At 67.4% G+C, this 25,769-nt stretch carries 17 protein-coding genes and 1 tRNA gene; 8 read left to right on the top strand and 10 right to left on the bottom strand.

Annotation, left to right across the window (positions count from 1 at the left end; genetic code table 11):
* Window positions 1-90: 90 nt before the first annotated feature.
* The 3 genes from ASD15_RS12360 to ASD15_RS12370 are packed head-to-tail and all read right to left on the bottom strand — an operon-like array spanning window position 91 to window position 6,568.
* On the bottom strand, window positions 91-1,659 hold the full coding sequence (locus ASD15_RS12360; RefSeq protein ID WP_057155281.1) for a hybrid sensor histidine kinase/response regulator: 1,569 nt from the start codon (window positions 1,657-1,659) through the stop codon (window positions 91-93).
* On the bottom strand, window positions 1,656-2,786 hold the full coding sequence (locus tag ASD15_RS12365) for a two-component system response regulator (RefSeq protein WP_057155283.1): 1,131 nt from the start codon (window positions 2,784-2,786) through the stop codon (window positions 1,656-1,658). Before ASD15_RS12365 ends, ASD15_RS12360 begins: the two co-directional genes overlap by 4 nt.
* Window positions 2,783-6,568 carry a response regulator gene (locus tag ASD15_RS12370; protein WP_082551793.1) on the bottom strand — a complete coding sequence of 1,262 codons (3,786 nt, stop codon included), beginning with the start codon at window positions 6,566-6,568 and terminating at the stop codon, window positions 2,783-2,785. Before ASD15_RS12370 ends, ASD15_RS12365 begins: the two co-directional genes overlap by 4 nt.
* 96 nt (window positions 6,569-6,664) lie before the next feature.
* Here ASD15_RS12370 and ASD15_RS12375 point away from each other — a divergent pair, with 96 nt between their 5' ends.
* Complete coding sequence (locus ASD15_RS12375) at window positions 6,665-9,784, top strand: ligand-binding sensor domain-containing diguanylate cyclase (protein ID WP_082551801.1); 3,120 nt, start codon at window positions 6,665-6,667, stop codon at window positions 9,782-9,784.
* Between the two features lie 52 nt (window positions 9,785-9,836).
* On the opposite strand, the gene ASD15_RS12380 is transcribed toward ASD15_RS12375, so the two are convergent.
* Complete coding sequence (locus ASD15_RS12380; RefSeq protein ID WP_057155327.1) at window positions 9,837-10,745, bottom strand: RNA polymerase sigma-70 factor; 909 nt, start codon at window positions 10,743-10,745, stop codon at window positions 9,837-9,839.
* A gap of 206 nt (window positions 10,746-10,951) precedes the next feature.
* Here ASD15_RS12380 and ASD15_RS12385 point away from each other — a divergent pair, with 206 nt between their 5' ends.
* Both ASD15_RS12385 and ASD15_RS12390 read left to right on the top strand, forming a co-directional pair.
* Window positions 10,952-11,833: a helix-turn-helix transcriptional regulator gene (locus ASD15_RS12385; protein ID WP_082551794.1), complete on the top strand. Its 882-nt coding sequence runs from the start codon at window positions 10,952-10,954 to the stop codon at window positions 11,831-11,833.
* A 104-nt stretch (window positions 11,834-11,937) separates the two neighbouring features.
* Window positions 11,938-12,378, top strand: a complete 441-nt coding sequence (locus tag ASD15_RS12390; RefSeq protein ID WP_157200919.1) for a hypothetical protein — start codon at window positions 11,938-11,940, stop codon at window positions 12,376-12,378.
* Window positions 12,379-12,396: 18 nt separating this feature from the next.
* Here ASD15_RS12390 and ASD15_RS12395 read toward each other — a convergent pair whose 3' ends face one another.
* Entirely contained in the window at window positions 12,397-13,281 is an 885-nt protein-coding gene (locus ASD15_RS12395; protein ID WP_057155291.1) for a neutral zinc metallopeptidase, read from the bottom strand.
* Window positions 13,282-13,320: 39 nt separating this feature from the next.
* Window positions 13,321-14,238 (bottom strand): GGDEF domain-containing protein, encoded by a 918-nt coding sequence (locus ASD15_RS12400; protein ID WP_057155293.1) that lies wholly within the window; start codon window positions 14,236-14,238, stop codon window positions 13,321-13,323.
* Between the two features lie 133 nt (window positions 14,239-14,371).
* On the opposite strand from ASD15_RS12400, the gene ASD15_RS12405 reads away from it, so the two are divergent.
* Complete coding sequence (locus ASD15_RS12405) at window positions 14,372-14,923, top strand: PEP-CTERM sorting domain-containing protein (protein WP_162249895.1); 552 nt, start codon at window positions 14,372-14,374, stop codon at window positions 14,921-14,923.
* A 193-nt stretch (window positions 14,924-15,116) separates the two neighbouring features.
* Window positions 15,117-17,165, top strand: coding sequence for a PKD domain-containing protein (locus ASD15_RS12410; RefSeq protein WP_082551796.1), 2,049 nt, complete (start codon window positions 15,117-15,119; stop codon window positions 17,163-17,165).
* Window positions 17,166-17,181: 16 nt separating this feature from the next.
* Here ASD15_RS12410 and ASD15_RS12415 read toward each other — a convergent pair whose 3' ends face one another.
* Window positions 17,182-18,105 carry a winged helix-turn-helix domain-containing protein gene (locus tag ASD15_RS12415; protein ID WP_373888174.1) on the bottom strand — a complete coding sequence of 308 codons (924 nt, stop codon included), beginning with the start codon at window positions 18,103-18,105 and terminating at the stop codon, window positions 17,182-17,184.
* A gap of 187 nt (window positions 18,106-18,292) precedes the next feature.
* Between ASD15_RS12415 and ASD15_RS12420 the strand changes: the two genes are divergently transcribed.
* Both ASD15_RS12420 and ASD15_RS12425 read left to right on the top strand, forming a co-directional pair.
* Complete coding sequence (locus tag ASD15_RS12420) at window positions 18,293-18,796, top strand: DUF1566 domain-containing protein (RefSeq protein WP_057155301.1); 504 nt, start codon at window positions 18,293-18,295, stop codon at window positions 18,794-18,796.
* The gene (locus ASD15_RS12425; RefSeq protein WP_082551797.1) at window positions 18,793-19,350 is read left to right on the top strand and encodes a YceI family protein; all 558 of its coding nucleotides are present in this window, start codon (window positions 18,793-18,795) and stop codon (window positions 19,348-19,350) included. The genes ASD15_RS12420 and ASD15_RS12425 overlap by 4 nt, the downstream gene beginning before the upstream one ends.
* Before the next feature lie 72 nt (window positions 19,351-19,422).
* Here the strand turns inward: ASD15_RS12425 and ASD15_RS12430 are convergent.
* Together ASD15_RS12430 and ASD15_RS12435 are read right to left on the bottom strand one after the other, a co-directional pair.
* Window positions 19,423-19,498, bottom strand: a tRNA-Lys gene (locus tag ASD15_RS12430).
* A 74-nt stretch (window positions 19,499-19,572) separates the two neighbouring features.
* Complete coding sequence (locus ASD15_RS12435; RefSeq protein ID WP_057155304.1) at window positions 19,573-20,178, bottom strand: YigZ family protein; 606 nt, start codon at window positions 20,176-20,178, stop codon at window positions 19,573-19,575.
* A gap of 55 nt (window positions 20,179-20,233) precedes the next feature.
* Here ASD15_RS12435 and ASD15_RS12440 point away from each other — a divergent pair, with 55 nt between their 5' ends.
* Complete coding sequence (locus tag ASD15_RS12440; protein ID WP_057155305.1) at window positions 20,234-22,192, top strand: helicase-related protein; 1,959 nt, start codon at window positions 20,234-20,236, stop codon at window positions 22,190-22,192.
* Here the strand turns inward: ASD15_RS12440 and ASD15_RS12445 are convergent, their stop codons facing one another.
* Window positions 22,193-25,549: a DUF4450 domain-containing protein gene (locus tag ASD15_RS12445; RefSeq protein ID WP_057155306.1), complete on the bottom strand. Its 3,357-nt coding sequence runs from the start codon at window positions 25,547-25,549 to the stop codon at window positions 22,193-22,195. It abuts the gene before it with no gap.
* Window positions 25,550-25,769 lie beyond the last annotated feature (220 nt).

Genomic DNA, 25,769 nt, shown 5'->3' on the forward strand with positions numbered 1-25,769 from the left:
TCGCTTAAAAGGGCGAAATGCCATAGCACAGCAACAGAATGTCTCAAATGAGACATTCTGTTATTTCATGCGTACCAGTTGGTATTGGATTTAAAGTGGTATGGCAGCGCGCGGAAGTGCCACGGTCAAAGTGGTGCGGTTATGGGCGTCGTCGGTGGCCATGGCTATGCTCCCGCCTTGCGCTTTGGCGAGCAGCCTGGCCGAATAGGTGCCGATGCCGCTGCCGCCGGTTTTGCCATAGGAAGCGTAGCGCTCGAAGAAGCGTTCCCTTATGGCGGGCGGTACGGCGCCGCTGTTTTCAACCGTGACCGTCAGCGGCATGGCGTCGTGCAGGGTGATGCGCACTTGCCCGTCCGGCGCGGCTGCCGCAGCCTCGCAGGCGTTCTTCACCAGGTTGTGGAAGATGGCCTGGCACAGCGTGCCGTCGGCATGTGCATGCCCGGCACTTGCCGGGGCGTCCACGGCGATGGATACGCCGCTGCCCGCGCAGGCGGCGCCCGTGGCATGCGCCACCTTGTGCAGCAATGCGGACAGGTCGACCGGCTCCGCCACCAGCTGGAAAGTGCCGGTCTCGATCATGAACAGGTCGGCCGAGAGCCTGACGGTGTCCAGCGCCTGTTGGGCTGTGGCGGCGATGAGCTGCGCCTGGTGCGCCGGGCTGGCGGCCGATGCCGACGCCGATGCGGGCGCGCCGTCGAGCTGCTGCGCCAGCTGCTGGGCCATGCCGAGCACGCCGGCCAGCGGTCCCTTGATGTCGTGCCGCAGCATGCGTTCCACGTCTTCCCGCAGGCGGGCCGTCTCCAGCAGCGCGTCGTACTCGGCCTGCCGTTGCAAGTGCACGGCGATGTAGCGCATGAAGTTGTGCACGCGTAGTTGCAGGATGTCCGGGTCCACCGGCTTGCTGACGAAGTCGACCGCGCCCAGCGTCAGGCCGCGCCGCCGTGCCGCCTCGTCGGTGAGGGCGGTGACGAAGATGATGGGGATGTGGGCGCTGGCCGGATGCTCCCGCAGGCGCTGCGCCACTTCGAAGCCGTCCATGCCCGGCATCATCACGTCCAGCAGCACCAGGTCGGGCGGATTGTCGGACGTGCACATGGCCAGCGCCTTGGGACCGTTGTGCGCCACGCGCACACGGTACTGGCCTTCGAACAGGTCGGCGATCAGGCGCAGGTTTTCCGGCGTATCGTCCACCACCAGCAGCGTGGGCTGTGGCGCTGCAGCCGCAGTTCCCGCCGCTTGCCGCGCCGCCTCCGGTGGCGCCGTGCCGGGTGCGCGCACCCGGCGGCTCAAGGCGCCGGCGATCTTGTCTTCCAGCCGCTGGCGCGTGTACGGCTTGACCAGCAGGTCGGACACGCCGCTGCCGATGGCTTGCGCTATGCGCTCCCGGTCCGCGTCGGCCGTCACCATCACCATGGGGATGTGGGCCAGCCTGGCGTCTGCGCGGATGTGGCGCAGCAGCGCCAGGCCGTCCATCAATGGCATGTTCCAGTCCGACAGCACCAGGTCGATGGGGCGGCTTTGCAGCAGGCGCAAGGCGTCCGCGCCATTGCCGGCGGTATGCACGTCGAGCGCGCCCAATGCGCGCAGCTGGTTGGCCGTGATCTGGCACATGGCGGGGACGTCGTCCACCACCAGGAAGTTGAGTTTTTCGTAGTTCATTGCGCGTGCAGTTTCAGGTCTTCATCGCTGTCGAGGTAGCGTTCGGCAATGGCTTTGCATTCGGCTTCCAGCGCCACGAAGGCGTCCAGGATGTCGGGGTCGAAGTGGCTGCCGCGTCCTTCGCGGATCAGCGCCACGGCTTTCGCGTGCGGCATCGGCTCCTTGTAGACGCGGCGTGAAATCAGCGCGTCGTACACGTCGGCTATTGCCATCAGGCGCGCCGACAGGGGAATGGCGTCGCCCGCCAGGCCTTCGGGGTAGCCGCTGCCGTCCCATTTTTCCTGGTGCGAGTAGGCGATCTCCTTGGCGCAGCTGAGGAAAGGCACTTCCACGCCCAGCCGCTGCTCGGCGTGAACGATGGCGTCGCGCCCCAGCGCGCAGTGGGTCTTCATGATTTCCCATTCGTCCGGTTCGAAGCGGCCAGGCTTGAGCAGGATGCGGTCGGGGATGCCGACCTTGCCGATGTCGTGCAGCGGCGCGGACTTGAACAGCACCTCGATGTAGGCCGGCGTGAGTTCGGCGGCGAAGCGCGGGTGGTGCTGCAGGTGGTCGGCCAGCAGCTTCACGTACCACTGCGTGCGCAGGATGTGGTTGCCGGTGTCGTTGTCGCGCGTTTCCGCCAGCGAGGCCATGGTGAGAATGGTGACGTCCTGCACCGCGCGCACTTCGTCGGTGCGGCGCGCCACTTCCTTTTCGAGGTAGTCGTTCTTGTCGCGCAGGAAGTCGGCGGAGGCCTTCAGCGTCAGGTGCGTGCGCACGCGCGCCAGCACGATGGGCGGGCTGACCGGCTTGGTGATGTAGTCCACCGCGCCCAGCTTGAAGCCATGCTGTTCGTCCTTCACTTCGGATTTCGCCGTGAGGAAAATAACCGGGATGGCGGCCGTGCGCGGGTCCGCCTTCAACTGGCGGCACACTTCGTAGCCGTCCATCTCCGGCATCATGATGTCGAGCAGGATCAGGTCGGGCGGGACGTCGCCCTGGGCGATCTTCAGTGCCCGTGCGCCGCCTGGCGCCACCTTGACGGTGTAGTCGGCCGACAGCAGTCCGCTCATCAGGGACAGGTTGTCCGGGGTGTCGTCCACTACCAGGACCACGGGCTTGCGGGTAAAACCGGGAGGATAGCTCATGTTTGCACTTCTTCCAGAACGGCGAGCGCCGTCTCAAAGTCGAATTGGCCGATCGCTTGCTGAAGGCGGCGGATGTGGTCGGGATAGGCGCTGGCCAGCAGCGCCTGGTGTTCCATCAGTACTTTTTCGGCCTGGGCGTCGTCGTCGGACAGCAGGCGCACCAGCTGGGCACGGACGTCGTCGCGCAGAGCGGTATCGACCGTCACCGCTGCTGCGGCGCCGCACGCCTCGGCGGGCAGGGCCGCGTTGATGGCTGCCACTTGCTGGTCGAGCGCGAGCGCGGCGGCGTCCAGCGCGGCGTTCAATGCGTGGCGGCTGGCGGCGTCCCCGCCGCCGAACGCGGCAGCGCCGCAGGCTCTCTCCAGTTCGGCGGCCGCGTCCTGCAAGCCGTCCGCGCCAATGTTGCCTGCCAGGCCTTTGAGCGTGTGGGCCAGGCGTTCTGCCGTGCCGTGGTCGCCGGCATCGGCAGCGATGGCGATCTGTGCGGCGGCGCCGGACTGGTTGGCGACGAAGCCGCGCAGCATGGCCAGGTAGCGCGGCCTTTTTCCCAGCACGCGGCGCAGGCCGGCCTGCATGTCCAGGCCGGAGATGGTGGCGGGCAGCCCGCAGTCATCGCCGGCTTGCGCGCCGTTGCCCTGGTCCGCGCCCTGGAGCGCGCCATGGCCGCCAGCTGCGGCTGTCCCGGCCGACGCGGCATGGCGCGGCGGTATCCAGCGCAGCAGCGCGCGCCACAGCTCGTCCGGTTCGATCGGCTTGCTGACGAAATCCACCATGCCGGCCGCCAGGCATTGTTCACGGTCGCTGTCCATGGCGTTGGCGGTCATGGCGACGATGGGCAGCTGCGCCAGTTCCGGCATGGCGCGCAGCCGGCGGGTCGCTTCCAGGCCGTCCATCTCCGGCATCTGCATGTCCATCAGCACGATGTCGTAGCGCTTCCCGCCTGCCATCTGCAGCACTTCCAGTCCGGTTGCGGCCACCTCCACCAGCAGCCCGGCGTCCTGCAGCAACTCGGTGGCAACCTGCTGGTTCAGCGCATTGTCTTCGGCCAGCAGCACCCGCGCGCCGCCTATCGCCGCCAGCGCGCCGGACATGGATTCGTACAGCGGCGCGCGCGCGGCGCGCAGCGCATATTCCGGATCGTCCTCGTAATCGCCGCCCAGCAGGCGGATCAGGGTGTTCAGCAGCACCGATGGATTGACCGGCTTGACCAGCACGTCCTCGATGCCGGCCGCGCGCGCCTGCGCCAGCACTTCCTCGCGGCCGAAGGCGGTCACCATCGCCAGGCGCGGCGGACGCTCCAGCTTCAGTTCCCGCGCCAGCGCCTGCAGCGCGGCGGCGGTTTCGGCGCCGTTCATGCCCGGCATCTGCCAGTCCAGCAGCACCACGTCGAACGCTTCCGGTGTGCCGGCCGCCGCCCGCACGCGCTGCAGCGCCTCCTCGCCCGACGCCGCCGCGCCGGCTTCAAAGCGCATCGACGCCAGCATGCCGGTTTGCACCGCGCGCGCGTTCTGGTTGTCGTCCACCACCAGGATGCGGCGGCCGCGCAGGTCCGGATGCGGCAGCAGCACCCGGCGCGACGCTTCGCCTATCGCCAGGCTGGCCGTGAACCAGAAGGTGGAGCCCTTGCCATATTCGCTTTCCACGCCCACCGCGCCGCCCATCAGCTCGGCCAGTTTCTTGGAAATGGCCAGCCCCAGGCCGGTGCCGCCGTACTTGCGGGTGGTGGAGGAATCGGCCTGCTGGAAACTCTGGAACAGCTGCGCCATTTGCTGCTGCGTCAGGCCGATGCCGGTGTCGCGCACGGCGAAGCGCAGCAACGCCTTGCCGTCGCCGCTGGCCTGCACCCGCACCATGATGTCCACTTCGCCGCGCTCGGTGAACTTGACGGCGTTGTTGGCGTAGTTGATCAGGATCTGGCCCAGCCGCAGCGGGTCGCCCACCAGGCTGTCCGGCACGTCGCTGGCGACGTCGAACACCAGTTCCAGGCCCTTGGCGTTGACCTTGTCGGCGATCACCGTGGCCACGTTTTCCAGCACCTGGTTCAATTCGAAAGCGGTGTGCTCGACCTGCAGCTTGTCGGCTTCGATCTTGGAGAAGTCCAGGATGTCGTTGATGATGCCCAGCAGGTGCTGGCCGGCGCGCTGTATTTTCTGCACGTAGTCGTGCTGGCGCGGCGTCAGGCCGGTCTTCAGCGCCAGGTGGCTCATGCCGATGATGGCGTTCATCGGGGTGCGGATTTCATGGCTCATATTGGCCAGGAACATGGATTTGCTGCGGGTGGCGTCTTCCGCCGCCTGCTTGGCTGCGCCCAGCGCCTGCGTGGCATTGTGTTCGGCGGTGATGTCGGCCAGGTAGCCGTTCCAGACGTCGCTGCCGTCGGGCTGGTGCGCACAGGTGCAGTGCAGCTCGACCCAGCGTGTGCCCGCGGCGCCGGCATGGCCGCCGAAGGCCAGCCTGCGGTGCAGCGGCCGCTGGTGCAGTGCCGCTTCGGCCACCTGCGCCAGCAGTCCGCCGTGGCCGGCTTCGCCGTCCGGGTCCAGCAGCGAAAACAGCAGGCTGCCGTTGCCCAGCACGTCGTTCGGCTGCAAGCCCGTGATGGCGGTGATGGCGGGACTCATGAAGTTGAACACCGGCCTGCCGTCCACGCCGACGCGGAACTGGTACACCGCCACCGGCAGGTTGTTGGTAATTTCACGCATGCGCTGCTCGTTGTCGAAGCGCAGCCGGCGCGTCGCTTCCTGCTGGCGCTGGCGGCCCGTGACCACCAGCGCCAGCAGCCAGACGGCCAGCAGCGCGCCGGCTGCCACGGCCACATCGCGCCACAGCGGCAGCCACGCGCTGCGGTCCTGCAGCCGCACCACGCGCCACGGGTTGCCGCTGTCGTCCGGCCAGTTCAGCGGGGCCGAGGCCACTGCATGGAAAGCGCCGTTCAGCCACGCCGCTTTGCCTTCGACGCTGAAGTGCAAGTGCTCCGGACCGTCGTCGTCGAACAGGCTGCCGAACTGCTTGCCGCGCACCAGGTCCTCGCGCCGCTCCACGCTCACCTGGCCGGCCAGCTTGAGCAGCCAGGCCGCGCGGTTGCTGGCGAACACCACGCCGTCCGGCGACAGCAGCAGCACCGGGTCGGCGGTGCGTTCCAGCAGGCGATCGATATCGGCCACCGGCATCTTGATGGCATAGGCGCCGGTGATCGGCGTGTCGCGGCTGTTGCCGCCGTGGACCGGGGCCGCGAAGTACAGGCCGCGCTCGCGCGAGGTGCCGCCGATGGCCGGGTAGACCGTGGCTTGCCCGGCCAGCGCGCGCCGCACGTAGGGCCGGAACGCCAGGTTGCGGCCCAGGCCGGAGGCCTTGCCTTCCTTGTTCAGATAAGCCAGGGTGGTGCCGTCGCCGGACAGCACGAACACATTGTCGGCGCCATACTGGTCGATGATGGCGGCGAAGTCGGCGTGGATCTCGTTCGAGTCGAACGCCAGCTTGCCCTCGAGCAGCTGCTTGATGCTGGATTCGACCAGCCCCATCAGGATGGCGCCGCCGATCACCTTGTTTTCGCTGCTTTCACCCTGCACTTTGGAGGCCAGTTCGCTGGTGGCGGCGGCCAGCTCGCTGCCGTGCTGCTGAAACACGATCTGGCGCTGCAGCAGCACGCAAGCGATCGCCAGGCCCACCGCCAGCACGCCCCAGCGGAAGCCCGCGCTGCGCGGCCGCAGCACGCGTTTCAGCAACCGGGCGGCGCGCCTGGCCGGGCGCTGCGCCGGGGAGGGTGAGGGACTTGAAACGTTCATGGCGGCCGGGTTGACTTTTATTGAGGAAATTATAACGACAAATCGGCGGCGTAGTGTTGCTTCACTGAAAGCGATATGCGTATACTGGCCCCGACCATGAAACTTGCCCCCCTCATCCTTGCCGTCCTGCTGGCCGCCCAGCTTGCCGCAGCCGCGCCGCCCGCAGCAGCTGCGCCGCAGGCACTGGCGTTCAAGCGCGTCGACACGCTGGGGTCGGACGCGCAATCGATCATCGCCATGCTGCAGGACCGGCAGGGTTTCATCTGGATAGGCACGATAGAGGGCGGCCTGTTCCGCTACGACGGCCGGCAGGCGGTGCGCTACCAGAACGACCCGCTCGATCCGCACAGCCTGCCCGGCGGGCGCATCGCGGCGCTCTACAGCGATGAGCAGGGCCGCATCTGGGCCGGCACCGACGAGGGCCTGGTGCGCTACGATCCGGCCAGCGACGGCTTTGTGCGCTACGTGCCGGACTCGGGGCCGAAGAATTACCGCATCGTGCGCCGCATCATCTCCGACGGGGCCGGCGGCATGTGGCTGGCGACCTGGGGCGGCCTGCAGCACTTCAATCCGAAGACCGGCCGCTTCCTGGTCCACCAGCACGACCCGGCGCGGCCGGACAGCCTGGCCCACAACGACATCAACGCGCTGGCCATGGACGCGCAGGGTGGAATCTGGGCCGGCACCTGGCCCGGGGGCCTGGATTACCTGGCCCCCGGCAGCAGCAGTTTCGTGCACTACCGCGTGGACGACCCGGCCGCGCCTAGCGTCAAGGGCAACGACGTGCGCGCGCTGCATGCCGACAGCGCCGGCAAACTGTGGATAGGCACGGACGACGGCCTGGTGCTGTGGAAGGCCGGCACGCCCTGGGAGACGCGGCGCCGCTTGCCGCAGCAGACCGGCCGCGTCACCCACCTGGACGAGGACCTGGGCGGCGACCTGTGGATCAGCACCCGCACCGCCGGCGTGTGGCGCTGGGACCGCGCAACGGACACCTTCCAGGTCTACCAGCGCCGCGCAGAGGACAGCCACAGCCTGTCCACCAACGCCATCAACCTCACCATGCACGACCGCACCGGCGCGCTGTGGGTGGGCAGCTTCACGGACGGTGTGAGCCGCGCCAACCTGGGCTACCACGGCTTCGAGCGCATCGTGCCGCGCGACGTGGCGCCGGACGTGTTCAAGGCCAGCAATTTCGTGCGCAGCCTGGGCGCGGCCCCGGACGGCAAGCTGTGGCTGGGCGTGGACGACGGCCTGGTGCTGTTCGACCCGGCCGCGCGCAAGCTGCTGCGGCACTACGCGGCCGACCCGAAACAGCCGGGCACCCTGAGCAACAACGTGGTCTACAGCCTGTACCAGCAGCCGGGCGGGCCGCTGTGGGCCGGCACCTCGCGCGGCCTGAACCGGCTGGAGCGGCCGGACGGGCCGTTCCAGGCGATCCATTTCGGCAGCGGCGGCATCGACTTCATCAACCGCATCGCGCCCGGGCGCGGCGGCGTGCTGTGGCTGGGCACGAGCGCCGGCCTGGTGCGCTACGACACCGCCAGCGGCGCGCACACGGTGCACGCGCACGACCCGCGCGATTCCGGCAGCCGCAGCGTGGACGGCGTGACCACGCTGATGGAGGACAGCGCGGGCAGGGTGTGGACCGGCGAGTTCTTCCGCGGCGGCCTCGATGTGCGCGACCCTGAAACGGGCAAGTTCAGCCGCGTGCGCAGCGACCCGGCCAACGCTGCCACCCTGAGCAGCGACCGCATCACCTGCCTGCACGAGGACGCCGCAGGCAATATCTGGGTGGGCACGGCGCGCGGCCTGAACCGCATCCGCTTCCGCGACGGCAAGATGGAAGTGCGCCGCTTCAGCGCCAAGGGCAGCCTGGGCAAGCAGATGGTGGAGGCGATCCAGTCCGACCGCTCCGGCATGCTGTGGGTCAGCACGGTGGCCGGCCTGTCCAAGCTGGAGCCGGTCAGCGAAAGCGTGACCCACTACTCGGTGGAGGACGGCCTGACCGAAGGCTTCTACCTGGACGCGTCCGCGCGCGGCAGCGACGGCCGCCTGTACTTCGGCAGCACCAGCGGCATCACCAGCGTCAACCCGGCCATCCACAGCAGCGTGTCGCGGCCGCCGCAGCTGGCCATCACCGGCATCAGCCTGCTCAACCGTCCGCTGCGGCCGGGCGCCATGCCGGCCGGCGTGGTGCTGGAAGGCAGCGTGACGGCGCCGCAGTCGCTCACCCTGCCGTGGCACGCCGACGTGCTGACCCTCGAGTTCGCAGCCCTGCACTACGCCGAACCGCGCCGCAACGGCTACCGCTACAAGCTGGAAGGCTTCGATCAATACTGGGTGGAGGCCGACGCCAGCCGGCCTGTCGCGACCTATACCAATCTGAACCCGGGCAGCTACCGCTTGCGCATAATGGGCAGCAACAACAAAGGCCTGGAGAGCAAGAGCGAAGTGGTGCTGCCGATTACCATCACGCCGCCGCTGTGGCAAACCTGGTGGTTCCGCGCCGCGCTGGCGGCCGCCGTGCTGGCGCTGCTGGCGGTGCTGTACCGCTGGCGCGTGCGCCGCCTGACCGCGCGCGCGGCGGGGCTCGAGGCCATGGTGGCCGAGCGCACCCGCGCGCTGCAGGAATCGAACCAGAAGCTGGCCGCGCTGTCGGCCACCGACGCGCTGACCGGCATCGCCAACCGGCGCGGCTTCGACGGCGCCCTGGAGCGCGAATGGCGGCGCGCGGCGCGGCGCGGCGAGGCGCTGGCCGTGGCCATGTTCGACGTGGATCATTTCAAACCCTATAACGACCACTACGGCCACGCCGCCGGCGACGATTGCCTGCGGCGCGTGGCGCAGGCGCTGGCGGGCGGCCTGCACCGCGCCGGCGACGTCGTGGCGCGCTACGGCGGCGAGGAATTCGCCTTCATCGCGCCGGCCGCCAGCGTCGAGGAAGCGTTGCGCATGGCGGACAGCCTGCGGCTGGCGGTGGAGGCGCTGGCGCTGGCGCACGCGCTGTCGCCGTTCGGGCGCGTGACGGTCAGCGTGGGCGTGGCGGCGGCGGTGCCGGCGCAAGGCAGCCCGGCAGGCGGTGGAACAGGGTTGGGTGCGACGCTGGGCGCGGCAGGCGCTGCGGCCGACGGTGCCGCGGCCCTGTTGCACGCGGCCGACCAGGCGCTGTACCGCGCCAAGGCGAACGGCCGCAACCGCGCCGAAGCCGCCTAGCGCGGAACCGCGCCGCGCCGCTGCATGCCGCTGCCGGCCCGGGCCTGGCGGTTCAGATGGATGGCGGCACGCCGCCCAGCTTGTCCGGATTGCGCACCACGTAGATGCCGGCGATGCTGCCGTCCACCACCAGGAAGGCCAGCGCCGATTCCAGCTTGCCGCCGATATAGCGCAGCATGCCCGGCTCGCCGTTCAGCATGGCCATGCGGTACGCCACCTGGCCCGGATGCTTGTCCAGCGTGCGGCAGAACAGCCGCGTTACGGCGCCGGTGCCGTGGATGATGCGCGGGAAGGACGGCACTTTGCCGCCGCCGTCGCTCACCAGTTCCACGTTGGCCGCCAGCAGCGCCTGGATGGCCGCAGCCTGGCCGCTGCGCGCGGCGTCGAGGAATTTGGCCAGCAGGCTGCGGTGCGCTTCCTGGTCGACGCCGAAGCGCTTGCGGTCCTGCTGCACCCGCTCCTGCGCGCGGTGCACCATCTGGCGGCAGGTCGCTTCGCTCTTGCCCAGCAGTTCGGCCACTTCGCGGTAGTCGTAGTCGAACACCTGGCGCAGCAGGAAGGCGGCGCGCTCGTCCGGCGAGAGGCGCTCCAGCACCCACAGGAAGGCCACGCCCAGCTCTCCGGCCATCTCAGCCTGGGTTTCCGGCGTGCGCTCATCCACTTCGACCAGCGGTTCCGGCAGCCACCAGCCGGCATAGGATTCGCGCTCGGCCTTGGCGGCGCGCAGGCGGTCGATCGACAGGCGGGTGACGATGGTGACTAGCCACGCTTCCGGCGACTGCAGGGCGTCGCGCGCGCTGCCGTCCCAGCGCAGCCAGGCATCCTGTACCACGTCCTCGGCGTCGGCGCGCACGCCCAGCATGCGGTAGGCGATGGAGAACAGGCGCGGGCGCAGCCGCGAAAAGGCGAGCGCGGGATCGGCAACGGCGGCGTTGGCGGTATCGGTAGCGGCGGCAGGCATGGCGGCGTGGATAGTGGAGCGGAAATGCGTAGTATGCACCAGGGCGCACTTATACGTTTGGCCGTGGCAATGCGCGCCGGACATCATAGATAAAAATACCAAATGTTACCGAATAAGTGGCAATTCCCGGTGCTGCGTCCTAAGCTGATAGTTGTATTGGACAGCGGTGGCGGACAGCGGCGTGCGGCAGCGGTGGCGGAGGCGTTATGCAGGCGAGAGATCTGGCGTTGCAATACGATTTGATCGGGCGCCTGTACGATGCCGCCCTGCATGAAGACCATTGGCCCGGCCTGTGTGCCGATCTTGCTGTCGCCTTCGGCGCCCACAACGCGGCGGCGCTGTTGCAGCCGGCCGGCGCCGGCACCGCACTGGCCGGTGCCGATGAGGGCTGGCTGAGCACTTTCCTCCCCCATCTGGAACGCGCGCTGCAAATGCGCAGCCGCCTGGCCCATAACGACCTGGCGGAGCATTGCAGCGTGGCCGCGCTGGACGCGCTGGCCACGGCGGTGGTGCTGCTCGACGCCGGGCTCACGGTGCTGTACGCGAACGGCGCGGCCGGCAGGGTGTTTGGCGCCGAATCGCCGCTGCAGTTGCGCGGCGCGCGCCTGGCGCAGACTGCCTCGCGCGGCGCGCAAACGCTGGCCCACATGGTGCGGCGCGCGGTGCGCTGCCTGGAACCCGGCGCGCTGGGCGGGCCGGCGCAGGCGCCGCAGTCGCTCTGCCTGCCGCGCGGCGGCCATTTGCCGCTGACCTTGTCGGTGGCGCCCTTCATGCTGGCCGGCGGCCGCACGGGTGGCGGCAGGCCCTGCGCCATCGTCATGGCGCGCGACCCGGAAACCGTGACCGCGTCTGCCGAGGTGCTGCAGCAGCTGTTCGAGCTCACGCCGGCGGAGGCTGCGGTGAGCCGGGCGCTGGCGGCGGGGGCCTCGCTGGAAGACATCGCGACGGCCACCGGCGTCACCGTCAACACTGTCAAGACCCACCTGCACCGCGTGTACGGCAAGACCTCGACGCGCCGGCAAGGCGAACTGATCGCCCTGATCCATGGTTCCACTGCCACCTTGCTGCCGCCTCATCCAGTTGGATGACGCCAGCGGCAGCGCGCCTGCCTACAATGAACCGGACCTGCTGCACAAGGCAGGCGGGGATTTAGTCCGGATGGTGGTCCAGCAAAACAGGGATGGTACTTATCATGAAAAAACTAATACTGGCTGCATTATTGGGAGCGGTGTCCATGGGTGCGGGGTGGCTGCCCGCAAGTGCTCAGACCGCACAGCAGGAGGAAACGGTAACCATTCCGGCCCCTCAGCTGAGGATAGACGCGCCGACGCGCCGGCACTACATGGATGAGGCGGATTTCGGCGCCTTCAAGGGCGGCTATGAGCTGTCGAACGGGCAGGTGCTGGTGCTCAAGCGGGTCGGCACGCGCATGTACGCCGAAGTGGGCGAGATGGGGCTGCACCAGATTGTGGCGGTGTCGCCCAACACCTTCGTGGCGCTGGACCAGAAGCTGAAGGTGCGCATCGATATTGACCGGCGCGGCGACGTTGGCGGCGAACTGCTGATGGTGGTACCCGGCAGCAGCGTGGCCGGCGGCGCTCCGGAGCAGCTGCTGCGGGTCGCTTTCCGGTAGCTGGCCGGGCTTGGGCGCTTACAGCTGCTGCTGTGCGTCGAAGGTGTTGCAGCGCGCGGTGTCGCCGCTTTCGATGCCGCGCTTGAACCAGCGCACGCGCTGCTCCGAGCTGCCGTGCGTAAACGAATCCGGCACCACGTGGCCCTGGGACTGGCGTTGCAGCGCGTCGTCGCCGATGGCGGTGGCGGCGTTGAGCGCCGTTTCCACATCGCCCTGTTCCAGGATGCTGCGCGCGCGGTTGGCGTGGTAGGCCCACACGCCGGCGAAGCAGTCGGCCTGCAATTCCAGCCGCACCGACAAGGCGTTGCCCTGGCGTTCGGACGCCCGGCGGCGCTGCTGGTCCACCTTGTCCGAGATCCCGCTCAGGTGTTGCACGTGGTGGCCCACTTCGTGCGCGATCACGTAGGCCTGCGCGAACTCGCCGTTGACCTTGAAGCGTTCCTGCATCAGCTGGTAGAAGCTGAGGTCGATGTAGATTTTCTGGTCGCCGGGGCAGTAGAAGGGGCCGACGGCGGACTGCCCGGTGCCGCAGGCGGTTTCGGTGCTGCCGGTAAATAGCCTGAGCTTGGGCTTGACGTAGGTGCCGCCCTTGGCGCGGAACAGTTCGGTCCACACGTCCTCGGTGTCGGCCAGCACCACGGAAACGAATTTACCCTGCCGGTCGGACGGCGGCGCCGCCGGTTCCGTGCCTTGCTGCTGCACCTGGACCGGCGCGCCGCCGCCACCGCTGAGCAGGTTCAGCATGGTCAGCGGATTGACCCCGAACACCCAGGAACCGATCAGCGCCAGCACCACGGTGCCGATGCCGATCGAGCGCCCGCCCAGGCCGAAGCCGCCGCCGCCGCCGCCCGAGCCGCGGTGGTCCTCTACGTTGTCGCTTTCGCGGTTACCTTCCCATTTCATGGCGAGCTCCTGTCTTGCAGTCTTATTTATATGCAGCCACTATACGCTTACTATCCGGTTGCGGCCGCCGCGCTTGGCCCGGTACAGTGCGTCGTCCGCACGTTTGAGCACGTCCTCGGCGTGGGTGTCGCCGGCTGCAAATTCGCTCAGGCCGCCGCTGATGGTGCCGCCGCCGCCCACCGCGCCCAGGCGCAGCAGGGCTTCCGCCACGCGCAGGCGCAGGCGTTCTGCGATGGGAGCGGCCTGCGCGCGGCCGGTGTGCGGCATCAGCACCACGAACTCGTCGCCGCCCAGGCGGGCGGGAAAGTCGGTGCTGCGCAGCTCGTCGCGGCAGACGTCGGCGGCGGCGCGGATGGCCCTGTCGCCGAACAGGTGGCCGAACTGGTCGTTGATGTTCTTAAAATGGTCGATATCGAAGATCAGCAGGGCGGTCGGCGTGCGGTAGCGCAGGAACACTTGATAATGTTCGGCCAGCGCGCCCATCAGCTTGCGCCGGTTGTTCAGGCCGGACAGCTCGTCGCTTTCGCTGTGCAGGCGCAGCTGCGCTTCGAGCTGGTGGCGCGCCGTGATATTGCTGGCCACCCACAGCACCGCGTCTTCGCCGTCGACCTGGAACTCCAGCGCCTGCACCCGGCCTTCGAACCAGCTGGCCTTGAGCGGCGGCTTGCCGGCCATGTCGAGAATGTCTTCGCTGACCAGGCCGTACTCCACCACGTGCAGGCTGCGCGTGGCCAGCGCTTTGTGGATCTCGGCCAGGAACCACTCGGCCTTGGACGGCACCAGCAGCTCGGCCATGGTTTTTCCCGCCAGGAAGCCGATCTCATTGTAATAGCGCACGTCGGCGCCGCCGAAGGCGGCCGCATAGCGGCCGCTGCGGGTGAGGAGAAAGGCCGGGTCGGGCAGGGCTTTGAGGACGGACGCGATCTGTTCGCCCGACAGTGCGGTCATGTACGGCATGGAAATCCGGAGGGTAAGGTCAATTTTGTGCAGCGCCGCAACGGTAGCAGAGCCGTGGCTGTTAGGCAAGCTGGCGCCGGGCCCGCTGCAGTCCGCTTACCATGGCGTTCACCCTAACCTGCGGAGGCTGGCCATGTGGACTTCATTGAAACGCGTGCTGTGTGTACTCTTGCTGGCCGGCGGCGCCGGCGCTGCTCCCGGCGCACTCGCCGGCACCCTGGGCGACCGCGTGTCGCTGCAGTATTTCTATCCCGACCTGCAGACGCCCACGCGCAGTTTTGCCGCCCAGCTGGTCGACGGCGACGGCGCGCTGTTCCACAATGTCGCCGGGGTGTTCGACCTGACCGTGACCGATACCCAGGTAATCGCCAGCAATTTCAACACCGAGGCCTACTGGCTGGGCGGCGCCTTCAACGGCTTCGTGCTGACCAATCTGGACCACAGCTGGCAGCCCTTCGCCGCGCTGGGGCGGCAGACCAACCTGGCCGGCTTCACGCCGGCCAATGTCACCGTCAGCGGCAACGCCGCCTATGTCAACTGGCAGGGCTTGTCCTTTGACCAGGATACGCAGGTGGTGCTCTACCTGAGCGCCGTACCGGAGCCGGCCGCCTACGCCATGTTGCTGGCGGGTGGCGCAGTGCTGCTGGCGCGGCGCCGGCCACGGTGCTTGCTTGGCCATCGATAGCACTCCGGCAACAAGCATGTTTCCACTGCAATAGGATGACCATATTGCTTAACATTGACGCCTTTTGCAGGAGTGCACACTCACATACAAAATCCGCGCTTTCCTGATGTTTTATTGCCGTGGGGATACTTTTTCTTGGTATGTTATTGGCTGTAAGCCTTAACCAACAGCATAGACCGCCAAGGGAGCCCACATGCCGAACCGAATTTCCAAGAAGATTGCCGCCGCTGCGCTGGCGGCACTGGCGTTAGGGACGATGGCGCTGCCGGAAAGCGCGCTGGCGCAAACCGCCGCCAAGCGCTCCAGCCAGGCGCAGCCGGCCAAGCCGGCGATGCCGCAGCTGAATTTGCCTGACCACAGCAACGGCGAGCGGGCCATCAGCCACCTGGGCGCCAGTCTGCCGGGCGTGGCCGCGCACTACGGCAAGTCGGCCGACGCGCTGCGGGCGCAATTCCGCAACGACCGTTCCGCCTGGCTCGACAAGGCCGGGCGCATGTACTTCGTCGAGCTGGGCCTGACCGCATCGCCGTCCGACGTGGCGCAAAGCGGCGCCATCTATCCGGCCGACCAGACCTTCCTGCTGCACTCCCGCAAAAGCTCCAAGCGCAAGATCTACCTCGACTTCAACGGCCACACCACCACCGGCACCGCGTGGAACACCAGCTACGGCCTGAGCACCATCGTCAGTCCCGCCTTCGACCTGGATGGACTGCCCGGCACCTTCAGCAGCACCGAACTGGCCATGATCCAGAATATCTGGCGCCGCGTGGCCGAGGATTACGCGGCCTTCGACGTCGACGTCACCACCGAGGAGCCGCCGGCCGACCAGATGTCGCGTACTTCCCTGTCGGACGACACTTATGGCACGCGCGCGCTGATCACCAAGAACTTCACCGCCGGCACCGTCAAGGGCGACTGCGGCTGCGGCGGTTTTGCCTACGTGGGCGTGTTCGACGCCACCAGCGAAGCGAACAAGCCGGCCTTCATCTTCCAGGACAAGCTGGGCAACGGCGAGAAAAGCATCGCCGAAGCCACTTCGCATGAAGTGGGCCACAACCTGGGCCTGTCGCACGACGGCACCAGCTCGGTCGGCTACTACTCTGGCCATGGCAGCGGCGCCACCGGCTGGGCGCCCATCATGGGCGTGGGCTACAACAAGGAACTGGTCCAGTTCAGCAAGGGCGAGTACCTGAACGCCAATAACAGCGAAGACGACTACCTGGTGATGCAGAACAACGGCGTGATGTTTGCCGCCGACGATTTCGGCAACGGCATCGCCACCGCCGCCACCTTGTCGCCCACCGCCGTCAGCGGCATGAACACCTACGACATCATGGGCGTGATGGAAACGCCGTCCGACGTCGACGTGTTCCGCTTTAACGCGGGCGCCGGCGTGGTCACCATCAACGCCAAGCCGTTCGAGCGCGGTCCCAACCTGGACATCCTGGTCCAGCTGCGCGACGCGTCAGGCAACCTGCTGGCCGAGGCCAATCCGGCCGACGCGCTGACCGCCTCGCTGTCGTTCAACCTGCCGGCCGCCGGTACGTATTATGTGAGCGTGGAGGGCATGGGCCTGGGCGATGCGCTGGGCACCGGCTACAGCGCCTACGGCAGCGTGGGCCGCTACGCGGTGGCCATGTCGGCGCCGCTGGCGGCAGCAGGCGCTCCGGTGGCCGTCATCGGCGCCAGCGCCACCAACGGCCCGGCGCCGCTGAACGTGTCCTTCTCCGGGGCCTCGTCCACCGGTTCGGGCAGCAGCATCGTCAGCTATGAATGGAACTTCGGCGACGGCACCCCGCTGGCCGCCGGCGTCGCCGCCAGTCACGTGTACACCGCCGGCGGCAGCTACACCGCCTCCCTGAAAGTCACCAACAGCGCCGGTTTCAGCGGCACCAGCGCGGTGGTGATCACCGCCACCACGGCGCAGCCGAAGGTCTACGCCGGCGGTATCACGATGGCGCTGGTGGCGCCGAACCGCCAGCAGGCCTACGCGCAGGCCAAAGTCACCGTCAAGGATGCGAGCGGCAATCTGATCCCGAATGCCACCGTATCGGGCAGCTGGAGCGGCATCGTCAGCGGCGCGGCATCGGCTGTGACCAACGCCAGCGGCGTGGCGACCATCAACTCGGTGTCCAGCAAGAAGACCGGTACCTTCAAGTTCACGCTCAACGGCATAACCGCCGCCGGTTACACCTATGACGCCAGCCTGAACGCCATGAGCAGCAATTCCATTTCGCGCTAAGCCGGCAAGGCTTGCATCAGGAGGACGGCGCCGCTTCGGGCGCCGTTCCTTTTTCTATCGCCGCTTTCAGCGCCTTCGCCACTGCGCCGGCAATATCGTCCTGCACCATCAGCAAATCATCGACCGGCCTGTCGTAGGTGTCCGACCAGATAATGAAGCCGTTGTCGGCTTTCATTAACCGCGCCGCAACCCGCAGCATATTGCCGGATTTGCGCACGCTGCCGTCCAATATATAGTTGACGCCCAATTCTTTCCCTATCTCGGCCAGTGCTTTTTGCTTGCCCTTGTAATAAAACGAGGAAGTTGGCGCCGGCACTTTGACGCCCGGGATTTTACTGAACCGGTTTATAAGCTCTTCGGTCATGCCGTCGGCAAATATCTCGTGTCCCATGCCTTCCGTTAAATCCGCAAACGGCAGCACCGCGATGGAATTCCGATATTGCGGCAGCGGGAAGGCGCTGGCAGCCGCAGGCTGCTTGGTCGCTTGCGTGCCGGACATCCAGAATGCCATGCCGGCGCTCGCCGCCACGCCCGCGGCCAGCAACAGGGCGCGGCGCCGGTTTGGCGCGACGGGAGGCGGGACAGCGACGGCCGCCGGCATGGCCGGGATGGCCGGCTCGTCCCATGGCCCGACGGGCGCCACCATCCGATACCCTTGGCGCGGCACGGTGGCGATGTAACTGGCCTGCCTGGGATCGTCGCCGAGCAGGCGGCGCAGCGACGCGATCGCCTGGTACACCGAATCCGGCGTGACCACCACGCCCTGCCAGACGTGGCCCAGCAGTTCTTCGGCGCTGACGATCTCTCCCGCGCGCGCGGTCAGGCAGAGCAGCAGGCGCAGCGTGCGCGGCTCCAGCCGCACGGTTTCGCCGGCGCGCGTCATTTCGCCCAGCGCTGTGTCGACGCACCAGGCGCCAACGCGCAGCTTCGTCGTCGTCAAGTTCTCCATGGGTCACCGTGCTTTTCTTGTAATTTTGATAGTGCGCAATTATAGCCCGGCCAAGGCGGTGCTCCGGCCAAGGTTTCAGGCAATGTTCAGGCGAATTCAGCCGAAATTCAGACCAAATTCAGGACTTTCCCGGCCCGCATCCGCATAGTGCAGGCTCATTTACCAATGGAGGCTGAGTATGCTTGTCTATAAATTCCCGTACTGGATCTGCAGTTTGGGCCTGGTTTTCACATGCGCGGCGAACGGCAGCCAGGCGGCAGGCGCGGCCGGCTGGACCGATGCCGGCAACGCCGTGCTGGTGCAGGAAGGCGCCCGGCTTGGCTGGACGCAAAGCGACAATGGGCAAGAGTTGAACTGGGACGAGGCAAAGGCGCATTGCGCGGAACTGGGCGCCGGCTGGCGCCTGCCCAAAGTGGACGAACTGGCCGCTATCGTGGACAAGGCGCGGACGGACGGCGACAGTGCCGCGTGCGGCAACGCGCGGTGCAAAGTTCCGCCGTTGTTCAGGCTGAGCGGCAGCTGGCACTGGAGCGGCAGCGACCTGAAAAAGGACGGGGCCGAACCTTCGCCGCTACTGGCCTGGGGCGTCCAGCTGGTTAACGGCAGCAAGAACCAGACGTTCAAATTCATGCCGCACGGCGCCCGCGCCTTATGCGTCCGACTCATCGGGAGCGTCAAATGAAACATCTCTTATTATCCCTGCTGCTGTCCGGCCTGCCTGCTTTCGCTGCGCAAGACATGGCCATCGTCTCCCGCCACAGCGCGGTGGTATTCCAGTGGAATCACTTTGGCTATTCCAATCCGGTGGCGCGTTTTGAAAAGATCGAAGGCAAACTGCTGCTGGACGAACAAGACCTGACAAAATCCTCCGTGACCGTAAAGCTGGCGCTGGATGGCTTGCGGACCGGGGTGGCCGCATTGGACGAGCATTTGAAAACAGACGAGTTTCTCGACGCCGCCCAATACCCCGACATTACATTCACCAGCACGGGCATTGAAAAAGGACCGATGGATACGCTGAAAATAAATGGCATGCTGTTCCTGCATGGCGTGACCAGGCCTATCGTGTTGAACGCGAAAATCAACAAGATCAGTACCGATCCGGCGACGAAGAAGAGCAGGGCGGGCTTCGATGCCGAGGCCACCCTGAGGCGCTCGGACTTCGGCGTTGGCAAGTATGTGCCGTCGGTGGCGGATGAGCTGCCGGTCCGCATCACTTTGGAAGTGGGCGCATAGCCAAGGGGCGTGGACGCAAAGAAGGGTTAGGAAGCCGAAGCTTGCTAACCCTTATCTGTTCCTGCGTATTCGTGGTAGGCCGTGCGGGATTCGAACCTGCGACCAACGGATTAAAAGTCCGCTGCTCTACCAGCTGAGCTAACGACCCGAAAGAGGCAGCATTATAGGGCGGCCTGCGGGTTTCGGCAAGCGCGAATTTCGTTCGCGAATTTCGTTCCGCACTCATTCCTCGATTTGTTCCGGCACCTCCAGCCAGGCGATGCGGCCGCCGCCGGTCTCGCCTAGGCGCGCCATCAGCGCCACGGCGGCGCTGTCCTGCAGGCTGAAGTCGAAGCGCACCAGGTCGGCGTGCCGCACCTGGTCCAGGCGCGCCTCGGCCAGCTCGATCTCGCGCCGCATCAGTCCTTCCAGCGCGTACGGCACCTCGCAGCGCAGCGCGCGCAGCTTGACGATGGCGATCTTCTCGGCGCCCAGCAGCGCCTGTGCCACGCTGTCGGTGTAGGCGCGCACCAGGCCGCCCGCGCCCAGCTTCACGCCGCCGAAGTAGCGCACCACCGTGGCCAGCACGCCTTCCAGGTCCTGGTGGCGCAGCACGTCCAGCATGGGCCGGCCGGCGGTGCCGCTGGGCTCACCGTCGTCGACTGCAGCGGACTGGCCGCCCGCCAGCAGCGACCAGCAAACGTGCGCTGCGCCCGGATGCTGCGCCCATAATTCCGCCACCACCTTTTGCGCCGACGCACGGTCCGCCATCGGCTGCACGCAGGCGATGAAGCGGCTTTTCTTGATGATCAGTTCGTGATGGACTGCGCTGGTAATGGTCTGCGGCATGGCGCGATTGTACAGCCTTGCTATACTCGCCTTCAACTCAACCCTGCGACACGATATGACCAGCATCACCGAAGAACAAGACCTTGGCGACGACGACCTCCTGTGCCAGCAACTGGGTTTGCCCGGAAAGGGCGTGAGCCTGGTGAAGATGGAGGGGCGCGTTTTCCTGCGCATTGCCGGCCAGGTGCAGGCCGAAGGCTTGACCGTGCCATACCAGCTGGTGCCCGCTCAGGGCGTGCTGGCCAAGCCTTCCAAGTGGCGCAAGATGGACCCCGAGGCGCGCAGCGCGCTGCTGCGCGAACGCAGCGGCGACAAGGCAATCGAGGAACTGCACCGGCACGTGACCGGCTTCGTGCACGAGATGGCGGCCGCCGCCGAGGACTACGACCTGGACGCGATGAGCTTCCTGCATACTTTGGCCGACATGCAGACCTCCTCGCTGGCGGGCGAGGTGTTCGACCGTATCCGCCAGCGCCTGGACCACGCCATCGAGCGCCAGACCGAGGAGCGCTACGCCGAGCGCACCAAGCAGAGCATCAACCTGGCCGAGTATCCGGATTCGTTCGAGGTGGCGAGCCGCCTGCCGCGCCGCTTCATCGCACTGCTGGGTCCCACCAATTCCGGCAAGACCCACCGCGCGATTGAGGCGCTGGCCAAGGCGCCAAGCGGCATCTACCTGGCGCCGCTGCGGCTGCTGGCGCTGGAGAACTACGAGCGCCTGCAGGCATTCAAACAGCACGGCAAGCCGCTGGCGGTAAGCCTGGTGACGGGCGAGGAGCGCCGGCTGGCGGAAGGCGCCACGCACGTGGCGAGCACGGTGGAGATGCTCGACACCCGCACCCCGGTCGATGTTGCGGTGATCGACGAGATCCAGATGCTGGCGGACCGCGACCGCGGCGCCGCCTGGACGGCCGCCGTGTGCGGCGCGCCGGCGCGCACCGTCTACCTGGTGGGCGCGCCCGAAGCGCGGCGCGCCATCGAGGCGCTGGCCGAGCGGCTGGAGTGTCCGCTGGAGGTGCACGTGCTGAAGCGCAAGGCGCCGCTGTCGATGGAGCATACCTCGGTGCGCAAGGTGCGCAACCTGCGCAAGGGCGACGCGGTGATCGCGTTCTCGCGCCGCGAAGTGCTGATGTGGCGCGACATGGTGACCGAAGCCGGCTTGTCGGTGGCCACCGTGTACGGCAACCTGTCGCCTGAGGTACGGCGTGCGCAGGCGCAGCGCTTCCGCGAAGGCCAGGCCGACGTGGTGGTGGGCACGGACGCGATTGCGATGGGCCTGAACATGCCGATCTCGCGCATCGTCATGACCACCAGCGTGAAGTACAACGGCTACGAGGAAGAGGAAATCTCGGCCGCGCTGGCGCGCCAGATCGCCGGCCGCGCGGGTCGCTTCGGCCTCCACGAGGAAGGCCTGGTGGCCGGCTTCGACGACGACACGCACCAGGTGATGCGCGCGCTGCTGAAGGAGAAGCTGGCGCCGCTCAACACCAGCGGCTTCTCGGTGGCGCCGACGCTGGAGCATCTGCACCGCATTGCCTCGGTCACCAGCGAGACCTCGCTGTCCAAGCTGCTCAAGCGCTTCGTGCACAACATCGACGTGCCGGACGGTTTTTTCTATCCCCGTATCACGGAAGACCAGACCATCCGCGCCGAGTGGCTGGACAGCCTGCCGCTGTCGGTGGCGGACAAGTTCACGCTGTCGCTGGTGCCGGTGTCGAGCAAGGTGATGACCCTGCAGCGGGCCTGGGAGCACTGGGCCATGTCGCTCTCGCGCGGCAAGGCCACGCGCCTGAAGGCGGACGACTATGCGCTGTCCTACCTGTCGCTGCAGGAGGTGGAGGACACCTGCCGCCTGTATTCCGCCTATGCCTGGCTGGGCTACCGGCGGCCGGAATTCTTCCCCGATATCGAACTGGCGCAGGAATTGTCGCGCCACGCCTCAGAGCGCGTGGACTCGATCCTGCAGGAGCAGAACGCCGTCAACCGCAAGCGCAATCCGAAGCGCTTCCGCTGATCAGGGACGTTCCAGCGTCACGCTCATCAGGCCGACCACGCTGTCGTTGCTGAGCGTGCGCACGGTCAGGCTGCGCAAGGTCCGGTTCGGGTCGAGGGCGATCGCCAGCGCGGTGGCTGCGCCGCCCGGCACAGCCTGGCCGCTGCTTTGAAGGCGCACCGTTCCGGTCTTCAGGTCCACGCGCGGCGGCACGGGCTGCGGGCGGCTGAACTGGTAGTCGTCGATGAAATAGTCCTGCTCGATGGGCCACCAGTTGACCGGGTTGTGCAGCGCCAGGCGCGCCGTGCCGCCGTCCGCGTAGCGCACCACCACTTCGCCGTTGTCGATGCGGCTTTGCATGAAGTTGGTGGAGCCTGCCATCAGCAGCCAAGCCTGGCGTGCCTTGCCCTCGAGCGGGATCTCGACCGCCTTGGGGTAGTTGTCCCATTGCGAGGTGAAGACGATGTTGCGCGCGTCCGCCGTTCCCGGCGTGGCGAAGGTGACGCCGTTGGGCATGGACAGCTTGCCGCCGTTGGCCGCCGCCGTGGCGCGCAGTCCGCTGTCGTCGATTTCCGCCGTCGCGTTGACGTGCCCGGCCCAAGCGCCTATGCCTTGCGCGGGCAGCGACAACGAGACAAAGGGCGAGCGCGGCGACTGGTATTTGCCGGGCCTGAAGATGTCCGTTACCCGCTCGTTGAAGTAGGGCGCGAGCGGGATGGCCTCGAGCGTCGCGCCGGTCTTGTCGATGCTCCAGTCGCTTGCAAGCGGTTGCGCGGACGCTGCAGCGGCTGCAGGAGCGGCCGGTGCCGGGAGACTGGCGGCAGCCGTTTCGGCCGCGACAGGCTCCCCGGCCCATTCGATCACGATGGCGGTGTCGCGCGTCATCGCCGCCTGGATCAGCAGCGCTGGCTGGCCGACGGCGGCGCGGTCCGCTTGCCAATTGGCGGGTGCGCCGTTGACGGTGATGCGCTGCACGCGCCGGTAGGCTTTCGGTATGCGCAGCGTAAGCTGCCTGAAGCGCAACACGCGCTGCGAGGAGTGCGCCGATGCAGGCTGCGCAGGCTGGGATATGCTCCAGCGCTCCGTCCTGCCGCTGCGCGCAAAGTCCAGTCCCAGGTCCGGATGCGCCAGGCGTGCGCGCTGCCAGGCCGCAGGGAAGCCGGGGCGCACGGTCAAGGTTCCCGCCAGCGCGTCCGGCGCCACGCCGAACAGCCCTTCCACGATGGCGCGCGACATCACGCCCGCGCCGTCGGCGAAGTCGCGCTGGGATTCGCGGCGGTAGGCGTCCAGGTAGTTCATGCTGCCCACGTTGCCGGGCGAGATGCCCATGTACATGCTGGCCAGCAGCGCGCCCTTCGCCAGCACGAAGGCATCCTCGGCGCGGCCGGCCTGCCACAGCGCCAGGGCAGTGTGCAGGTTTTCACCCATGACCACGTTGTTGATGGACCAAGAGTAGGGCATCCAGTTGGTGGTGGGCAGCACGTGGTAGGCCGCGTCGGCCGGCACGCCGGGGCCGCTGACGGGAATGGGCTTCAGGTGCCGCTTCAGTGCGGACGCCATGCGCCACGCCTCCTGCGGCGTGGGCACGCCGGAGTCGATGGTGTGATAGAAGGTCCACAGGCCGTAGCTGGGGTGGAGCAGCTGCCCGCCCAGCAGGTCTTTGTACTCGGCGAATGCACCCGGCTCGGGCATCCATAAATAAGTACGCATGGCTTGCGCGATCAGCTCCGCCTCGCGCTTGTAGGGTTGGGCGTCCTTGCCGAGCAGGCGGGCGATGCGCGCCGCGCTGCGGTTGGCGTAGACGTTGTAGGCCGACGCGTGGCTGGCGCCGCCGCCGTTGTAATACAAGTCGTCGCTGGCCCAGATGTTGGCGTAGGCTTCATACAGCGGCAGCTTGCCGGGGCCGAACTCGCGCCGGAACAGGCGCCGTTCCCATGCCAGGTGACGCTCGATCACCGGCCAGGCGCTGCGTGCATATTCCAGGTCGCCGGTCCACAGCAGATGCCGGAACAGCGCGTCCATGAAGACCATGTTCATGTCGTAGTGCGAGTTGGACAGGTCGCCATTGGAGTGCAGTCCGGCTTCATTGCGCGCCAGGTGAGTGGCGCTGTCGGCGGGCGGCAGCGCGGCGGGAATGGGCTGGGTGTTCTGGCGCGGGGTCCACGCGTCCAGGTTCTGGCGTGCCCGGGCGTGCCAGCCCAGCGCGTCCAGCGCATACGGGCCACGCCAGCCCAGCAGCCTGGTGCGCCAGGCGATGGCGCCGTGCATGATGGCCTGGTCGGCCTCGTCCCACAATGCATCGGCGGCCACGCCGAGCGCGCCCATGGCCGCGTTCAGGTAGGGATCCGGGGTGTCGATGCTGACGGCGCGGCGCACCGCGTCGAAGTGTTGCCGCGTGTCGTCAAACAGTGCGGGCAACTGCTCCCTGGTATACATGGGTGCCAGCGGAACAGCCTTGCGGACGCGCGCTGCCGGCTTGCCGGCGGTGACGGCCTTGTATTGGTCCAGATCTTGCGCCGGGGCGCCGCCCGGAAGGCGCTGCAGCGACAGCAGCAGCGGGGCGCCGTTCTGCAGCGCCACGCGGCCGACCACGATGGGGGACGTTGCCGCTGGGGGCGCTTCGTCGCCGGCACCGCCGAGCAGTGCGGGCAGGGCATTCCAGTTGGCGCCGTCGGCAATGCGCAGCGTGCTGCCTTGCGGCGCCACGCCGGCAATGGCGGCCACGCGGCCGTCCACCGTAAAGCCTTCCGTTTCCAGCTTGATTCGGTTACCGCTGGCGTAGGCGGGCTTGAACTGGAAGTACTCGCTGATGGCTACCTTTTCGGTGCCTATGTCGCCATCGCGCACGCCGCGCGCGCCATTCACGCCGCCATACGCCCACGCCAGTTCGGCGCCGGCTGGCATTCCCTGCGCCTCGGTTCGGACGATGAGGCCTTCCGTGCGCGCGTACGCCAGCACCACCACGCTCAGCACAGCGTTTGCGCCGAACACCGGATCGCGGATTTCATAGCGCAGTTCACCCGGCCGGTAGCGCGTGGTAATGGAAGCCGCCTGGTGCAGCCAGACCGCGCCCGCCGGCGTACGCACGGCCAGGCGCAGGTTGCCGCCCCGGCCGGGCAGGTAGAGCAGGAATTCGGGCTTGTCGCCGCCGTCGGCGCGGAAGGCGGTGTTGCCGCCGTAGAGCGGGCGGTTGAAAAACTCGGCGCCATTGTCGATGACGAAGTCCTGCCCGTCCGGCCGGTAGCGCAAGGCTTGCTGGACCTGTCCTTCCAGGTTGGGCCGCAGCCCGGCGGTGGCGGAGGGCGCGGCGCCGGCGGCGGTGGCGGCGGCCTGCGCCAGCAGGGCGGCGGCCAAGGCGTGGCGGGCAAAGCTGTTCATCAAGTCCCCAGCAGTCAGTATCGAGAGATGATAGCGGTAGCGGCCATGCCTGTGCCTGCAGGGCGGATCATCTTTGTGATTGTTCTCGCCAAAGGCCTGCGCCGCAAACCAGGCCCGGATTCGTGCAGTTCATCCCCGCGAAACCACCGTCCATCCCACTCCGCGTTGTGCCGGCAGCGCCGATTGCCTACAGTGCTATCAACCGGCCACACATATGACT

The sequence above is a fragment of the Massilia sp. Root351 genome (assembly GCF_001425045.1).
Lineage (GTDB): Bacteria > Pseudomonadota > Gammaproteobacteria > Burkholderiales > Burkholderiaceae_D > Rugamonas.

What these genes read in the sequence shown, in the direction of transcription:
- ASD15_RS12375 (WP_082551801.1), top strand. Translation starts at nt 6,665, where the DNA reads ATGAAACTTGCCCCCCTCATCCTTGCCGTCCTGCTGGCCGCCCAGCTT.
- ASD15_RS12410 (WP_082551796.1), top strand. Translation starts at nt 15,117, where the DNA reads ATGCCGAACCGAATTTCCAAGAAGATTGCCGCCGCTGCGCTGGCGGCA.
- ASD15_RS12395 (WP_057155291.1), bottom strand. Translation starts at nt 13,281, where the DNA reads ATGAAATGGGAAGGTAACCGCGAAAGCGACAACGTAGAGGACCACCGC.
- ASD15_RS12390 (WP_157200919.1), top strand. Translation starts at nt 11,938, where the DNA reads ATGAAAAAACTAATACTGGCTGCATTATTGGGAGCGGTGTCCATGGGT.
- ASD15_RS12400 (WP_057155293.1), bottom strand. Translation starts at nt 14,238, where the DNA reads ATGCCGTACATGACCGCACTGTCGGGCGAACAGATCGCGTCCGTCCTC.
- ASD15_RS12445 (WP_057155306.1), bottom strand. Translation starts at nt 25,549, where the DNA reads ATGAACAGCTTTGCCCGCCACGCCTTGGCCGCCGCCCTGCTGGCGCAG.
- ASD15_RS12360 (WP_057155281.1), bottom strand. Translation starts at nt 1,659, where the DNA reads ATGAACTACGAAAAACTCAACTTCCTGGTGGTGGACGACGTCCCCGCC.
- ASD15_RS12365 (WP_057155283.1), bottom strand. Translation starts at nt 2,786, where the DNA reads ATGAGCTATCCTCCCGGTTTTACCCGCAAGCCCGTGGTCCTGGTAGTG.
- ASD15_RS12385 (WP_082551794.1), top strand. Translation starts at nt 10,952, where the DNA reads ATGCAGGCGAGAGATCTGGCGTTGCAATACGATTTGATCGGGCGCCTG.
- ASD15_RS12420 (WP_057155301.1), top strand. Translation starts at nt 18,293, where the DNA reads ATGCTTGTCTATAAATTCCCGTACTGGATCTGCAGTTTGGGCCTGGTT.
- ASD15_RS12425 (WP_082551797.1), top strand. Translation starts at nt 18,793, where the DNA reads ATGAAACATCTCTTATTATCCCTGCTGCTGTCCGGCCTGCCTGCTTTC.
- ASD15_RS12435 (WP_057155304.1), bottom strand. Translation starts at nt 20,178, where the DNA reads ATGCCGCAGACCATTACCAGCGCAGTCCATCACGAACTGATCATCAAG.
- ASD15_RS12370 (WP_082551793.1), bottom strand. Translation starts at nt 6,568, where the DNA reads ATGAACGTTTCAAGTCCCTCACCCTCCCCGGCGCAGCGCCCGGCCAGG.
- ASD15_RS12405 (WP_162249895.1), top strand. Translation starts at nt 14,372, where the DNA reads ATGTGGACTTCATTGAAACGCGTGCTGTGTGTACTCTTGCTGGCCGGC.
- ASD15_RS12380 (WP_057155327.1), bottom strand. Translation starts at nt 10,745, where the DNA reads ATGCCTGCCGCCGCTACCGATACCGCCAACGCCGCCGTTGCCGATCCC.
- ASD15_RS12440 (WP_057155305.1), top strand. Translation starts at nt 20,234, where the DNA reads ATGACCAGCATCACCGAAGAACAAGACCTTGGCGACGACGACCTCCTG.